Annotated in this window: 12 protein-coding genes, 2 tRNA genes and 1 pseudogene; 7 read left to right on the top strand and 8 right to left on the bottom strand. The window is 65.1% G+C overall.

The features are described 5' to 3' along the window. Positions 1-49 precede the first annotated feature (49 nt). Positions 50-253, top strand: a complete 204-nt coding sequence (locus tag WG908_RS10215) for a hypothetical protein (protein WP_340186480.1) — start codon at positions 50-52, stop codon at positions 251-253. Positions 254-258: 5 nt separating this feature from the next. Next, entirely contained in the window at positions 259-483 is a 225-nt protein-coding gene (locus tag WG908_RS10210; RefSeq protein WP_340186479.1) for a hypothetical protein, read from the top strand. 171 nt (positions 484-654) lie between these two features. Here the strand turns inward: WG908_RS10210 and WG908_RS10205 are convergent. Then, positions 655-765: transfer RNA gene (locus tag WG908_RS10205), tRNA-OTHER, on the bottom strand. A gap of 34 nt (positions 766-799) precedes the next feature. Between WG908_RS10205 and WG908_RS10200 the strand changes: the two genes are divergently transcribed. Both WG908_RS10200 and WG908_RS10195 read left to right on the top strand, forming a co-directional pair. Beyond that, positions 800-2,878 (top strand): heavy metal translocating P-type ATPase, encoded by a 2,079-nt coding sequence (locus tag WG908_RS10200; protein ID WP_340186478.1) that lies wholly within the window; start codon positions 800-802, stop codon positions 2,876-2,878. Positions 2,879-3,377: 499 nt separating this feature from the next. Beyond that, the gene (locus tag WG908_RS10195; protein ID WP_340186477.1) at positions 3,378-3,740 is read left to right on the top strand and encodes a helix-turn-helix domain-containing protein; all 363 of its coding nucleotides are present in this window, start codon (positions 3,378-3,380) and stop codon (positions 3,738-3,740) included. On the opposite strand, the pseudogene WG908_RS10190 reads toward WG908_RS10195, so the two are convergent. From WG908_RS10190 to WG908_RS10165, 6 genes and pseudogenes are all read right to left on the bottom strand, one after another. Continuing rightward, positions 3,740-4,135, bottom strand: a pseudogene (locus WG908_RS10190) (heavy metal translocating P-type ATPase); the annotation flags it as partial. The gene WG908_RS10195 and the pseudogene WG908_RS10190 sit on opposite strands and share 1 nt — an antisense overlap. Further along, entirely contained in the window at positions 4,135-7,374 is a 3,240-nt protein-coding gene (locus WG908_RS10185) for an efflux RND transporter permease subunit (RefSeq protein ID WP_340186476.1), read from the bottom strand. The pseudogene WG908_RS10190 and the gene WG908_RS10185, both read right to left, overlap by 1 nt. A 4-nt stretch (positions 7,375-7,378) precedes the next feature. Beyond that, positions 7,379-8,560 (bottom strand): efflux RND transporter periplasmic adaptor subunit, encoded by a 1,182-nt coding sequence (locus WG908_RS10180; RefSeq protein ID WP_340186475.1) that lies wholly within the window; start codon positions 8,558-8,560, stop codon positions 7,379-7,381. After that, entirely contained in the window at positions 8,557-9,837 is a 1,281-nt protein-coding gene (locus WG908_RS10175; protein WP_340186474.1) for a TolC family protein, read from the bottom strand. Before WG908_RS10175 ends, WG908_RS10180 begins: the two co-directional genes overlap by 4 nt. A gap of 58 nt (positions 9,838-9,895) precedes the next feature. After that, entirely contained in the window at positions 9,896-10,228 is a 333-nt protein-coding gene (locus WG908_RS10170; RefSeq protein WP_340186473.1) for a hypothetical protein, read from the bottom strand. 32 nt (positions 10,229-10,260) lie between these two features. Then, the gene (locus WG908_RS10165) at positions 10,261-10,839 is read right to left on the bottom strand and encodes a cation efflux transmembrane domain-containing protein (RefSeq protein WP_340186472.1); all 579 of its coding nucleotides are present in this window, start codon (positions 10,837-10,839) and stop codon (positions 10,261-10,263) included. 144 nt (positions 10,840-10,983) lie between these two features. Here WG908_RS10165 and WG908_RS10160 point away from each other — a divergent pair, with 144 nt between their 5' ends. Beyond that, positions 10,984-11,391, top strand: a complete 408-nt coding sequence (locus WG908_RS10160) for a MerR family transcriptional regulator (protein WP_340186471.1) — start codon at positions 10,984-10,986, stop codon at positions 11,389-11,391. A 93-nt stretch (positions 11,392-11,484) separates the two neighbouring features. On the opposite strand, the gene WG908_RS10155 is transcribed toward WG908_RS10160, so the two are convergent. Beyond that, positions 11,485-11,574 (bottom strand) — tRNA-Ser (locus WG908_RS10155). A 341-nt stretch (positions 11,575-11,915) separates the two neighbouring features. On the opposite strand from WG908_RS10155, the gene WG908_RS10150 reads away from it, so the two are divergent. Together WG908_RS10150 and WG908_RS10145 are read left to right on the top strand one after the other, a co-directional pair. Further along, positions 11,916-12,950, top strand: a complete 1,035-nt coding sequence (locus WG908_RS10150) for a lytic murein transglycosylase (protein WP_340186470.1) — start codon at positions 11,916-11,918, stop codon at positions 12,948-12,950. Further along, a complete protein-coding gene (locus tag WG908_RS10145; protein ID WP_340186469.1) occupies positions 12,934-13,827 on the top strand; it encodes a septal ring lytic transglycosylase RlpA family protein in 894 nt (297 codons plus the stop codon). The genes WG908_RS10150 and WG908_RS10145 overlap by 17 nt, the downstream gene beginning before the upstream one ends. Positions 13,828-13,862 lie beyond the last annotated feature (35 nt).

The following is a 13,862-nucleotide window of genomic DNA, read 5'->3' as shown; positions in this document are numbered from 1 at the left end:
GGCGATGCCGTCGATCCGTCCGACAGATTGACACATAGGGGTATGGCGCATGACACCGAACGAGTTGAAAGCTGATCTACCGCTCGCCCAGCGCAAGCATATTGAGGCGGAGCGCCAACAGGAGATTCGCGCCGCGCTGGTCCGTCGCCATGTTGAGGTGCTGGACGAGCAGCACGCTATCGAAGCTGCCCAATCAGCGCTCCCGGTTCACAGCCCGGAGTATCGGGCGATGGCTGAGCGCATTCGGACCTGACGACGGTGGCTGGCATCCGCGCCCTTCAACGCCGCGTCGCGAAGTTGGAGAAGGTGGCGAAGCCGCGACCGTCGCCGTTCGTCGTCATCTACGGCAGCTTCGATCAGTTTGTTGACGACGCATACGCCGGGGTGAACGAGGGCGCGCTGGACAAGGAATTCCTGCGAATCCTCGACGTGCTGCGCCGCTGGGAGGACGAGGGCGTGTGGCTGCTGGCATATGCTCGCTGACGGTGACAGCCAGCGCCAGCATAGGGTTGCGCGGGGCCTTCGTCGCCCGCGCCGAGGCATAGCGGTGCGTTCCTCGTTAATCCAACGACCGCAGCAGCGGCGGTAGGCGACACTCCTTCCGCCCTGACGCTGTAAGCGCCCCGCGTGACAGCGCGGGGCGCTTTTCATATGTGGGTGCGACGGCGGGACTTGAACCCGCAACCCTCCAGGCCGTACATTTAGCAGTGCCAACCGCCGAACACGTAGCGCCTCGGATGCTCTATCCAGTTGAGCTACGCCGCAATCTCATCATCCCGCGTCCTTAGCGGGCTTCCTTTTGCGCAATCCCGGACGTGCGACCGCTCGCCGCACCGAGTCTGCTTCTTCTTCTGCCTTTCGAAACTCGGGCTCCAACTCCTTCAAGCGGGTCGGCTCGGATCATGCCGGGCACGATCACGGCCCTGGCGGCCATGCGGGAGGCGCCGAAAGGCATGGATCGGGCGATGGACATGATCATGCGCACGCCAATTTCCTCGGGGCCAATACCGAGCTGATCTTCGCGCTCGCGTGCGGCGTCCTGCTGGCGATCGGCTTCGCCATCGAGACGCTGGTCGCGGGGGCGCCCGAATGGCTGTCGATGGCCTTCTATGGGGGCGCCTATGCCTTCGGCGGGTTCTTCACCCTGCGCGAGGCGGCCGACAATCTGAGGCTCAAGAAATTCGAGATCGACACGCTGATGCTCGTTGCAGCCGCCGGCGCCGCCGGCGCCGCCGCGCTGGGTGCCTGGGCGGAAGGCGCGCTGTTGCTGTTCCTGTTCAGCCTGGGCCATGCGCTCGAGCATTATGCGATAGGGCGCGCCAAGCGGGCGATCGAGGCGCTGGCCGAACTCGCACCCGATAAGGCGACGGTGCGCCGCGACGGGCAGACCACGGAGTTGCCCGTCGAGGAGTTGGTGGTCGGCGATGTCGTGATCGTGCGCCCGAACGAGCGCCTGCCCGCAGACGGCTTCGTCATCAAGGGGTCGAGCGCGATCAACCAGGCCCCCGTCACCGGCGAAAGCATCGCGGTCGACAAGGAGCCGGTCGCCGATGTCGAGGCGGCGCGCGCGAAGCCCGATGCGGTCGACGCGACGTCGCGGGTGTTCGCCGGCACGATCAAAGGCGGCGGCGCGATCGAGATCGAAGTGACGCGGCGTTCCAACGACAGCGCGCTCGCCAAGGTCGTGAAAATGGTCAGCGAAGCGGAGACGCAGAAGTCGCCGACGCAGCGGCTCACCGATCGGTTCGAGCGCGTCTTCGTGCCGGCGGTCCTGGCCGTGTCGTTCATCCTGCTGTTCGCGTGGGTCGTGGTCGACGAGCCGTTCCACGACAGCTTCTATCGCGCGATGGCGGTGCTGGTCGCGGCCAGCCCTTGCGCGCTGGCGATCGCCACCCCGAGCGCGGTCCTGTCCGGCGTCGCGCGCGCCGCGCGCGGCGGGGTGCTCGTGAAGGGCGGCGCGCCGCTGGAAAACTTGGGCTCGCTCAAGGCGATCGCGTTCGACAAGACGGGCACGCTGACCGAGGGGCGGCCCCGCATCACCGAGGTTGTGCCGGTTGACGGCGCGAGCGAAGAGAATCTGTTGGTGCTTGCCGTCGCGGTCGAGGGCTTGAGCGATCACCCGCTGGCCCAGGCGATCGTGAAGGATGGACGCGAGCGCCTTGGCGGTCGCGACCTTCCGGCCGCAACCGATCTCAAGAGCTTGACCGGGCGCGGTGTCACCGCGATCGCCGACGGTAAGACGGTGTGGATCGGCAAGGCCGAGATGTTCGGCGTGGAGGGTATTCCTTCACTGAACGCAGCTGCGACCGCTGCGATTGCGACCCTGCGCGAGAGTGGCCGCACCACGATGGTCGTGCGTCACGGCGACCGGGACATTGGTGCAATCGGTCTGATGGACACGCCGCGCGAGGCAGCCAAGGTCGCGCTCAAGCGCCTGCGCGAGATGGGGATCACCCGGATGATTATGATCTCGGGCGATCACCAGAAGGTGGCCGATGCGATCGCCAAGGAAGTCGGTCTCGACGAGGCATGGGGCGACCTGATCCCTGAGGATAAGGTCGCATCGATCAAGAAGCTCGCCGGAGAGGACAAGGTTGCGATGGTCGGAGATGGCGTCAACGACGCGCCGGCGATGGCTTCGGCGACCGTGGGCATCGCGATGGGTGCTGCCGGATCGGATGTTGCCCTGGAAACGGCCGACGTCGCGCTCATGGCAGACGATCTCGCACATCTGCCGTTCGCGGTCGATCTGAGCCGCCACACCCGCAGCATCATTCGGCAGAATGTGTTCGTCAGCTTCGGCGTGGTCGCATTCCTCGTGCCCGCGACGATCCTCGGCCTCGGCATTGGCCCGGCGGTCGCGATGCACGAAGGCTAAACGCTGCTGGTGGTGTTCAACGCCCTTCGCCTGCTCGCCTACCGCGATCCGATGGGCTCTGCGTCTTAAATTGGCGGATCGTGTTCGGTCGATCGAGACATATCGCCGGGAACGACGCACCTGCGATTCAATGGTGCTATCGTAGCGCTACAGCGTAGGTATAATGCTCATCTTCATCGGGCGTGGCCCGCCAAAATCTGACGACCCCACCGGGCGTTTTTGCCTAGTCCTGACGGATACTCGTTCGTCCCAATTCCCGGATGCTGCTTAAGCCGTGCTGCTTTAGGGGCATTCTCGCCCAGTGCGACGAGGCGAATTTGCCCAGTAGGAGCAGACATTTTCGCCTCCTTCCCTTCCCTTCCCTTCCAATGCGCCGAGTCGGAACATATATCGGGGTCAGATCAACGCACCCCGGAACGAACATGACCACGCAAAGCACAGGAACCGTAGTCCAGCTACCGATAGCGAACAAGAAGGTAGATCGCGCGTCAGAGAAGAAGTGGGCAAGGCCGTCCTAACGCACGGCTTTTCCATCTTGCCATCGCTACTCTTCAAGGCACAGCGCCGCCTCAAGTTGAAGCCGATCGAGCTGGCCATCCTTGTCCACCTTGCGGACTTTTGGTGGGAACCGGAACGGAAGCCCTACCCGAGCAAAGAGCGCCTCGCTGAACGGCTTGGTATCGGCGAGCGGCAGATACAACGCTGGATCGCCAACCTTGAGGAGGCTGGACTGGTGAAGCGGGTCCAGCGTTACGCACCTCATGGCGGGAAGCTGACAAACGAATATGACCTTACGGGCTTGGTGGAACGCTTGACCGGCTTGACGTTGAGCTTGCCCAGCGCCGCGAGGATTGCCGCCTAGTCGACACGCTCCTTGTCATATTCGACGCGAACGCTGCCCGAGGTGCTGGCATCGGCCTGCAGCATGCCGGGCAGCCGGCACAGGGTTTCGCCCACGGTGCGGGCGCGCCGCTCGTGGCCGATTCCCTCGACCTGCCATGTGGCATGGCCGTGTCGCCCGCTGATCTCCGCGCCCGCCGCCCGCACCATCTCGCGCACGCGCGGCAGCGGCAGCGCCGCGCCGTCGAAATGGATGCACAGCTTTGCCGGCGTGTCGCCATCGGCGGGCAGCACATGGGCGCGCTCGACGCCGGGCTTCGCGCTCAGCGTAGAGACGAGCCGGCCGACACAGGCATCGGCCGCGTCGGGAACCTCGGGCAGAAGGACGGGAATATCGAGTTCGAGCTTGTCGGTCATCACGCCTTCTCCGGGGTGGTCCTGGTTTCTGCCCGCAGCGGTGCGGCCCCGTCTTCCTCGTCGATCTTCACCGCTTGCTGTCCGAACCGGGCGTACAGCGTCGGCAGCACGAACAGCGTCAGCAAGGTCGCCGAGATCAGACCGCCGATGACCACTGTCGCCAACGGCTTCTGCACTTCCGCGCCGGCGCCGGTCGCGAACGCCATCGGCACGAACCCAAGACTGGCGACGAGCGCGGTCATCACGACGGGGCGCAGCCGCTGGATCGCCCCGGTGCGGGCCGCCTCCGCCCGGTCCATGCCCGACCGGATCAGATCCTGCACCGAGCTGACCATGACGAGGCCGTTCAGGACCGCGATGCCCGACAGCGCAATTAAGCCCACCGCGGCCGAGATCGAGAAGTCCATGCCCCGCACGAACAGCAGAAGCACGCCGCCCACCAGCGCGAACGGCACGCCGGTGAACACGATCGCGGCATCGCGCGCCGACCCCAATGCCCCGTAAAGCAACAGCAGGATCAGGATGAAGCAGGCCGGGATCACGAGCTGAAGTCGCGCGCTGGCCGACTTCAGATTCTCGAATTGGCCACCCCATTCGAGATAGCTGCCGGCCGGCAGGCGTATGCCCTGCCCGACGGCCGCCTGCGCATCCGCCACCACGCTGCCGACGTCGCGACCGCGCACATTGGCCTGGACGACGACGCGGCGCTTGCCGTTCTCGCGACTGATCTGGTTCGGCCCGTCGACGACGCCAATGCTGGCGACGGTGGAGAGCGGCACATAGCCACCGCCTGCGACCGGCACCTGCACCTGTTCGAGCCGACCGAGATCGGCACGCTCCGCATCCGACAGGCGGATGACGACCGGGAATCGCCGGTCGCCCTCGAAGATCATGCCGGATTCCCGCCCGCCGAGCGTGGCGGTGATCGTGTCCTGCACGTCCTGCGCGGTGACGCCGACCCGCGCCATCGCGTCGCGATTGACGCGGATGTCGAGCATGGGGAGGCCGGTGGTCTGCTCCACCTTCACGTCCGCCGCTCCTTGCGTCTTGCGCAGGACGCCGGCGATCTGTTCGGCGGTGCGGTTCATGGTGGCGAAGTCGTCGCCGAACACCTTGACCGCGATATCGCCGCGCACGCCGGCGATCAGCTCGTTGAACCGCATCTGGATCGGCTGCGTGATCTCATAGGCGTTGCCCGGAATCTGCCCGAGCTTGCCTTCCAGACGCTCGACCAGTTCGGCCTTCGCGAGCTTGGGATCGGGCCATTCGACGCGGGGCTTCAGGATGACGAACATATCCGTCGCGTTGGGCGGCATCGGGTCCGACGCCAGCTCGGCCGTGCCGGTCTTGGAGAAGACGAACCGGACTTCGGGTTGTTTCGAGACCATCCGCTCGATCGGCACTTGCATCGCCTGGCTTTGCTGGACCGACGTCGCCGGGATGCGCAGCGATTGAATCAGCAGATCCCCTTCGTCAAGCTGAGGGAGGAACACCTGCCCCAGGGTCGTGAAGGCGAAGGCCGCCACGACGAGGCCCGCCACGCCCGCCCCGATCGTGATCGAGGGCCGCTTCATCGCCTTTTCCAGGCTCGGCTCATAGCGGGCCTTCAGCCAACTAATGATCTTGCTGTCCTTTTCCTCAACCCGCTTCGACAGCCAGATAGCGATCGCCGCCGGCACGAAGGTCAGGGATAGTATGAAGGCGAACAGCAAGGCGATGATGACGGTCAGAGCCATCGGCACGAACGTCTTGCCCTCGACCCCGGTCAGGGTCAGCAGCGGCACATAAACGAGGATAATGATTGCTTGCCCGTAGACCGACGGTCGGATCATCTCACGCGCAGCGGTCGTGACGACCTCCAATCGCTCCTTGATCGTCAGCAGCCGGCCTTCATGGTGCTGTTGCTCGGCGAGGCGCCGCAGCGCGTTTTCGACGATGATGACCGCGCCATCGACGATCAGGCCGAAGTCGAGAGCGCCGAGGCTCATAAGGTTCGCCGAGACGCCCAGGCGGAGCATTCCGAACCCGGTCAGCATCATCGTGACCGGGATGACCGCCGCCGCGATCAGCGCTGCGCGAAAGTTGCCCAGCAGCAGGAACAGCACGACGATGACGAGCAGCGCGCCTTCCGAGAGATTCTTCGCGACCGTCTTGATGGTCGAATTGACCAGTGCGGTGCGGTCCAGCACCGGCTGCACGACCACGTCCGGCGGCAGCGAGGCGTTGATCTCCTTCAGCCGGTCGGCGACCGCGGTGGCGACCTTGCGGCTGTTCTCGCCGATCCGCATGATCGCGGTGCCGACGACCACCTCCGTTCCGTTCTCGGACGCCGAGCCCATCCGAATGGCCTGCCCCGTGCGGACGGTCGCGACCTGATCTAGCGTGATCGGCACGCCCTCGCGGGTCGCGACGACGGTGCGCGCCAACTCGGCCGCGTTGCGGATCAGCGCATCGGAGCGCACCGCGAGGCCCTCGCCGTTGCGATCGACGAAGCCGCCGCCAACGCTGGTATTGTTCTTCTCCAGCGCCGTGCCGAGATCGGTCAGGGTGATCTTGAGCGAGGCCAGCTTCTGCGTATCGGGCACGACCAGATATTGCTTGGCGTAGCCCCCGATCGAGTCGACGCCGGCGAGGCCCGGCGTGTTCTTCAGGAGCGGCGTCACAATCCAATCCTGCGCGGTGCGCAGATAGGTCGCCTTGTCTTCCTCGCTGGTCAGCCGTTCGCCTTCGGGCGTGATATAGCTGCCATCGGGTTGCTGCCCCGGCTCGCCGGGCCGATGCTTGTCATCCTCGCGGTGATCGAGGCGGACGGTCCACATATAGACTTCGCCCAGCCCCGTCGCGATCGGCCCCATCTCGGGATTGACGCCATCGGGCAGGCTTTCCGCGACCCCCTGCAGCCGCTCGCCGACCTGTTGGCGGGCAAAGTAGATGTCGGTCCCGTCGTCGAAGACGGCCGTCACCTGCGCGAAGCCGTTACGGCTCAGCGAGCGGGTATATTCGAGGCCGGGGATGCCGGCGAGCGCGGTCTCGATTGGAAACGAGACCTGCTTTTCGACCAGTTCGGGCGAAAGCGCCGAGGCGCGCACGTTGATCTGGACCTGATTGTTAGTGATGTCGGGCACCGCGTCGATCGGCAGCCGGTAGAGCGAATAGCCGCCGATGACGGTGGCGACGGCGGTGAGGAGCAGGACGAGCCAGCGCTTCTCGACCGCCCATGTGACGATGCGGGCGATCATGGCATCAATCCTCGTGCGCCGCTTCGCCCTTGCCGAGTTCGGCCTTAAGCGTGAAGCTGCCTGTGGTGGCGATTTGCTCGCGGCCGGTGAGGCCGGAGCGAATGATGACCGTCGTGCCGGCCGCGTCGCCGAGCGTCACCGGCATTGCCTGAAACCCCGTTTGCGTGCGGACGAACACCACCGACTTGCCCTCGACCGTCTGGACGGCTGTCGTGGGTACGAGGACGGCCGTGTTGCCGGCTCCGCCGGTGCCGCTGAGCTGCACCGAGGCGGTGACGGCCTCGCCGACGCGCCACTCTCCGGCGCGATTGTCGAGCGTCGCGATCACCGGCACCTGCCGGGTCTCCGCATCGAGCGCCGGCGACACGAAGCTGATGCGCGCACTCGCCTGCCGCCCCGGTGCCGTCACCGTGACAACATTGCCGGGCTTCACCCGTCCGGCATCTTCGGGCTTCAGATTGAGTGCCAGCGACACCCGCCCGAGATTGGCGATGCGATAGAGTTCTGCGTCGGCTGCCACGGTCTGTCCCAGCACCACGGGCCGCGCGATGACCTGGCCGGCGACCGGGGCGACGATGCCGAGCCGATTGAGCCCGCCACCACCGTCGCCTGCTGCCGACACCTGGCTCTGAGCCTGCCGGTAAGCAATACGCGCTTCCGTCGCGGCGGTCCGCGCCGCGATCAGATCCTGCTCGGGCGACACGCGCTCGGCGAATAGCCGCTGCTCGCGCGCGAGATTGGAATTGGCGAGCGCGAGCCGAGCGCGCGATGCCTCGACCTCGCCCTTGAGCTGTGCTGCCTCGCGACTTTCGATGACGGCGATGGTCTGCCCGCGCCCAACCGATTGGCCGAGGTTGCGATTGAGCGCCACGAGGCGCCCGCCGATCGCCGCCGAGACGACCTGTGTCCCCTCCGGATCGCCCTCGATCGTCGCAGGCAGCTCGATCGTGCCCGATCCGCCGACCGTCGGGCGGCCGAGCTGGATGCCCGCCGCGGCGATCTGGTCGGCGCTGAGCGTGACCTTGCCCTCATCGGCATGTCCGCCTCCAGCGCCTTCTTCGCCGCTGCCGTTCGCCGACGTGGCCTCGTTTGCAGTTTCTTTGTTGGACTCGCCCGATCCTCCACAGGCAGCGAGGGCCAAGGCAAGCGCTAGTGAAGCCACAGTGCGCGGCATGAACATCGTCATCGATCAATTCCCTGTTGGTCTGGCGCCGGAGCGGTCAATCGCTCGAGACGGGCGCGGGCATTCTGGTAATTGGCGAGCGCGTCGATCGCGGCAGCGCGCGTTTCGGCCAGCGTACGTTCGGCATCGAGAAGATCGAGTTGACCGAACTTGCCCTCGCGATACCCGATCCGGGCGATCCGCGCGGCTTCCTGCGCCGCCGCCAAGGCGGGACCGGAAGCGGCACGTGCCGAGGTCGCCGCGTTGGCGGCTTCCGCTTCCGCATCGGTGATCGCCTGTTCGACATCGAGCGCGGTCACGCGCCGCACCGCTTCAGCCCGTGTCCACTCCGCAGTCGCCTGCGCAACCGCGGCGCGGCCATTGTTGAACACCGGGATGGGAATCGAGATTGCGAGCACTGCGGCGGTGTCGTTGGTCGCCTCAAGCCGCCGCAGGGCCGGTCCGATATTGATGTCTGGCGCCCGGTTTGCCCGGGCGAGCCGGATGCCGGCGTCGGCGATGGCAAGATCGGCATCGGCCGCCGCCAGCGCCAGCGTGCCTTCCGCTTTCGACGGTGCCACCGGCCCGAAGGTTGCGGCGGGAAGCCGATCGAGCGACCCGGTATCAAGGGCGCCGTCGATCGGACGACCGATCCGGCGTGCGAGATTGGTCCGCGCCGCGTCCGCGAGCCGCGTCAGCCGCTCGACATTGGCATCCGCGTTGATCCGCGCGACGTCGGCGCGCTGCTGTTCGAGCGGCGATGCCCGGCCTGCTCGAACTCGAACCCCGGCACCGCGTAGGACTTCAGCGGCGATCCGTGCCTGATCGCGTGCCGTCGCCAACCGGCGTTCGGCCGCGACCGCTTCGACGTAGATCTGCGTCACCTGCACGCGGATATTCGCCGCCGTGATCGCGGCCTGGAGCTGCGCCCGCGATACCTGCGCACCGGCGACAGCGACCCGTGCGCTGCGCTTGCCGCCCAGCTCGATCGGGATCGACACCCCGACCGTGGTTTCAGCGCTACGCAGCCCCCGATAGGGGCCGCTGCCGGCCACATTCTCAACCTGGCCCTGGAAGCTGGGGTTTGGACGCAAGCCGGCGACGTCCCGTGCCGCCTGCGCTGCGTTGATGGAGGCGCTCGCAGCATCGGCCGCAGGCGCACTGCCGCCGGCCGCTGCAACCGCTTGATCGAGCGATAGCCCGACCGATGGAGAAGGGGCGCTGGAAATTGGCCCCTCCCGCGTCTGCGCCGCCGAGGCGCTGGACGCTGCGACCAATATGGCCGCGAGGATTCGGTGCATGAAAATGAGACTCCTGACGATGGTCGACGGGGACGCGCGCGGGCGTTCCAGCGGATCGTCAGGCGGTCGGTGGCCTCAGCGCAGGATCGAGGTGATAGGAGGCGGTTGCACGGTCCGCAGCCGAGAAAGGTCGCAAACCGCCCGCTGCCCCCATCGACAATAAGTTGTCGGAAGACGGGATGTGGAGAGTCGGCCCGTGACACGTGCCATGATGATGCGGGATGGCTTTGTCGGAGTCGCCTTGCGACTGATCGGCATCACCCTCGCTGTGCATGCTGCCGCTGCATTCGACCGTGGGTTGCCCCGGCGTCTCCAGCGCATGGACTGTCCCCGTCATCACCAGCGATGACGCGATCATGATGAGTAAAAAGGACCAAAACCTACGCAGCATTGCGGCTCTTGTACGTGAACTGCCGCGCGAAGTCATTGTAAGACTTCCGGTGGCAACGGCCGCGCTTCGCGCCATGCCGGGATCGCCTCCGCGAGCACCCGCCAAGCCGAGCGCAGGAAGATGATCGCGATGATTCCACCGACAGCAATATCGGGCCAGGCCGCGCCGGTCGCGGCGACAAGGCCCGCTGCGATCAGCACGCCGACATTGGAGGCGACGTCGTTGCGCGAGCATTCGAATGTGCTGGACATATTGACGTTCTCCGACCGGAACCGCCACAGCAGCGCAAGGCAGGTCAGGTTGGCAACGAGCGCAGCGCCGCCGAACGCCAGCATCAACGTCGACGAGGGCGGCACGCCGTTGACGATCTTGTCGGCGATCTCGAACAAGACCGCGATGCCGAAGACGAGGATGATGCCGCCTTTGGCCAGCGCCGCCCCGGCTTCCCAGCGAGGACCGCGGCTGAGCGCGTAGAGGCTGAGCGCATAGACCGCCGCGTCGCCGAGCATATCGACGGAGTCGGCCATCAGCGCCGACGATCGCGCGAATACGCCGCTGCCGAACTCGGCGACGAACATGACGAAGTTGATCGACATGACCGCGATCAGCACGCGCCGCTATTCTGCCTTACGGCCGAGCTGCGCGATCGTGTCGCCCTTCTTGGAACAGCAGTCGTCCGCCATCATGCTCTCGATTCGCGTGTCGGACACTCTATATGGACCCTCATCCCACTAGAGGGTCAAACGGAAACTGCGATGAAGATTGGCGATATTGCGAAACGGACCGGATTGAAGATCGAAACCGTCCGCTTTTACGAAGGCGAAGGGCTGATCGACGCGCCGCGCCGCAGCGGCGGTAATTATCGGCTCTACGACCAGTCGCACCTGGAACGGCTTACGTTCATCAAGCGGTCCCGCGACCTTGGCTTTACGCTCGATCAGGTCCGCGACCTTCTGCGCTTGGCTGACGACCCACGCGGATCATGCGCGGAGGTCGATGCGATGGCCGTGCAACACATAGACGAAATCGATCGCAAGCTCGCCGATCTCCATGCTCTGCGCGACGAGATCGCCAGATGGGGCCAGTGCGACGCCACGACCATCGCAGACTGCTGGCTAATCGAAGCCTTGTCGTCACCAGCATCTGTCTCTCTTCTTTTATGACAGTAGCGTTAATCGATTTCGGCTTCGCGATTTTTAGCGTAGCCACTGCGGCGATTGAGTATAAACGGCGGACAGCGGCGGCATAAGGCGTGGTGGCGGAAGAGGTGGGATTCGAACCCACGGAACGGTTGCCCGCTCGCCGGTTTTCAAGACCGGTTCCTTAAACCACTCGGACACTCTTCCATACCGATTCAGGGGCTTGTCGCTTACGACTGGCTTATGGGCAATTTCATCACCTAAGCCGACCTACTGCTAACCCCCTGCAAACATTCTCCATTCACTCAACCGCTGCGACAAGCTCCGGTAGCTTTCAAGACCGCTGCGATCGACCGCTCTGCCACCCTTGCGTTTGGCGCCTGTAAGCCATGGCTTTGATCGCACGGCCGCCAGCGCTTACAGCCTCCTAGCGCTCTTGCGCCGCTTGCCAAGCGCAAAAACGGTTCGGACCGGCGCGATAGGGGGAAAGAGAGCTTCGCCACAAGGAGCGACTGTGTCACATAAGCAAGCGTGGGAGACTGAACGTCATGCGATCATCACTTCTGGCACTGCTGCTCGCTTTTGGTTCTGTGGCCGGCGCAGTGGCATTGCCGGCCGACACGTCGGCGCAGGGCGACGGTTTTCAGTCCTATCTGGAAAGCCTGCGGCCCAAGGCGCGGGCGATGGGGATCAGCGATGCGACGATGAATGCCGCCTTCCCGACGCTGACGAGCAACAGCCGAGTCATCCAGCTCGACCAGTCGCAGCCCGGCGGAAGCTTCGATTCCCCGATTCCAGCCTTTGAGCCGTATCGCCTCAAGCATGTCGATGCCGCCCGGATCGGGCGCGGCCGCACCGCCTACGCCGCCAATCGGGCGCGCCTGGCGCGGATCGAGCAGGAAACCGGCGTGCCAGAGGAAATCATGGTCGCCATTTATGGGCACGAAACCAATTATGGCTCCTACACCGGCGATTTCGATCTGTTGCGGTCATTGGCGACCCTCGCCCATGAAGGGCGGCGGCGGGCCCTGTTCGAGCCTGAATTTCTAGCCACATTGAAGATGCTGGACAATGGCGTGCCGCGCAGCCGCCTGGTGGGCAGCTGGGCGGGGGCGACGGGCTATCCGCAGTTCCTGCCGTCGGTATATTTGCGGTTAGCGCGCGATGGAGATGGAGACGGCAGGGCCGACATCTGGACCAGCGAGGCGGATGCACTCGCGTCGATCGCTAATTATTTCGTCAATGCAGGCTGGCGCCGCGGCCAGCCCTGGGGGGTGGCGGTGTCCGTGCCGGCGGACTTTGATCGCTCACATATTCGCGCGTTGACCAATCCCGCCCGCTGTCCTCGCGTGTTCAATCGCCACAGTCGCTGGCTCAGCATCGGCGAATGGCGGCGGATGGGAATAGTGATGTCGGGCGGACGAACGCTGGATAATGATGTCATGGCAACTTTGCTCGAACCCGATGGGCCGGGCAGAACGGCCTATCTGCTCACAAGTAACTACCGGGCGATTCTCGACTATAACTGCTCGAATTTCTATGCCCTTTCCGTCGGATTGTTGGCCGATGCCGTGGCCCGCTAAGGCCGCGGGCGCTGCGATTATCCTGAGCCTTTCGGCTTGCGGCGGCGGCCCTGACGAGGCCGGGCACCGCATCGCGCCGGTGCGGGCGGGGTCGACGGTATCGGACGTCCCGGTCAAGATCGGGCAGCCCTATCGGGTCGGCAGGAAGACCTACATACCGCAAGACGCTCCGGCATATGACGAGGTCGGTTATGCCAGCTGGTATGGCGAAGAGCATGAAGGCGACAGTACGGCAAATGGCGAATCCTTCGTGCCTGGAGGTATTTCGGCGGCGCACCCCACGCTGCCTTTGCCCAGTTATGTCGAGGTCACCGCGCTGGACACCGGCCGGACGATATTGGTTCGAATCAATGACCGTGGGCCATTTTCCAGCGCGCGGCTGATCGACCTGTCGCGCGGCGCTGCCGAACAGCTTGGGATTATTGGTCATGGGGCGGCACCGGTCAGGGTTCGGCGGGTATATCCGCCAGAGCAGGAGCGGGGCCTGCTGCGCGCCCATAGGCGGGCACCGGCGCGAGCAGCATCTCCAGAACGTGAACTGGAGCGGCTCCGAAAGAAATTGTCGGGCCTCAGCGATGCGCGATCCGCGCCGTCGTCGCGTCAGGCTCAAGACGAACAGTTGCTTGTCCGGCCCTGGCCACCTTCGCGTGCCATACCTGACGGCAATGGCTATGCGGTTCAGGTGGCTGCTTTTGCATCGCGGGAGCGCGCCGAGCGGCTGGCTCATATGCTGGATGCGGCCGTGATCGAAGCTGGCGGCGTCTGGCGCGTACGGTTGGGCCCTTATCGCGATCAGCCGAGTGCGCGACGAGGCGTGGCGCTCGCTGCTTCCAAGGGCTTTTCGGACGCGAATATCATGGCTATTGAAGCGCCTTAATGGTCTTGAGCCACACGCCCTGGAGAAAGAGCAGG

It is taken from the genome of Sphingobium anseongense (genome assembly GCF_037725245.1).
In the GTDB taxonomy this organism is placed as follows: domain Bacteria; phylum Pseudomonadota; class Alphaproteobacteria; order Sphingomonadales; family Sphingomonadaceae; genus Sphingobium.
Note: the sequence above shows the minus strand (reverse complement) of the source record. Positions and strands in the feature narration are given on the sequence as shown.

What these genes read in the sequence shown, in the direction of transcription:
- WG908_RS10215 (WP_340186480.1), top strand. Translation starts at nt 50, where the DNA reads ATGACACCGAACGAGTTGAAAGCTGATCTACCGCTCGCCCAGCGCAAG.
- WG908_RS10175 (WP_340186474.1), bottom strand. Translation starts at nt 9,837, where the DNA reads ATGCACCGAATCCTCGCGGCCATATTGGTCGCAGCGTCCAGCGCCTCG.
- WG908_RS10185 (WP_340186476.1), bottom strand. Translation starts at nt 7,374, where the DNA reads ATGATCGCCCGCATCGTCACATGGGCGGTCGAGAAGCGCTGGCTCGTC.
- WG908_RS10145 (WP_340186469.1), top strand. Translation starts at nt 12,934, where the DNA reads ATGCCGTGGCCCGCTAAGGCCGCGGGCGCTGCGATTATCCTGAGCCTT.
- WG908_RS10170 (WP_340186473.1), bottom strand. Translation starts at nt 10,228, where the DNA reads ATGCTGCGTAGGTTTTGGTCCTTTTTACTCATCATGATCGCGTCATCG.
- WG908_RS10160 (WP_340186471.1), top strand. Translation starts at nt 10,984, where the DNA reads ATGAAGATTGGCGATATTGCGAAACGGACCGGATTGAAGATCGAAACC.
- WG908_RS10150 (WP_340186470.1), top strand. Translation starts at nt 11,916, where the DNA reads ATGCGATCATCACTTCTGGCACTGCTGCTCGCTTTTGGTTCTGTGGCC.
- WG908_RS10180 (WP_340186475.1), bottom strand. Translation starts at nt 8,560, where the DNA reads ATGACGATGTTCATGCCGCGCACTGTGGCTTCACTAGCGCTTGCCTTG.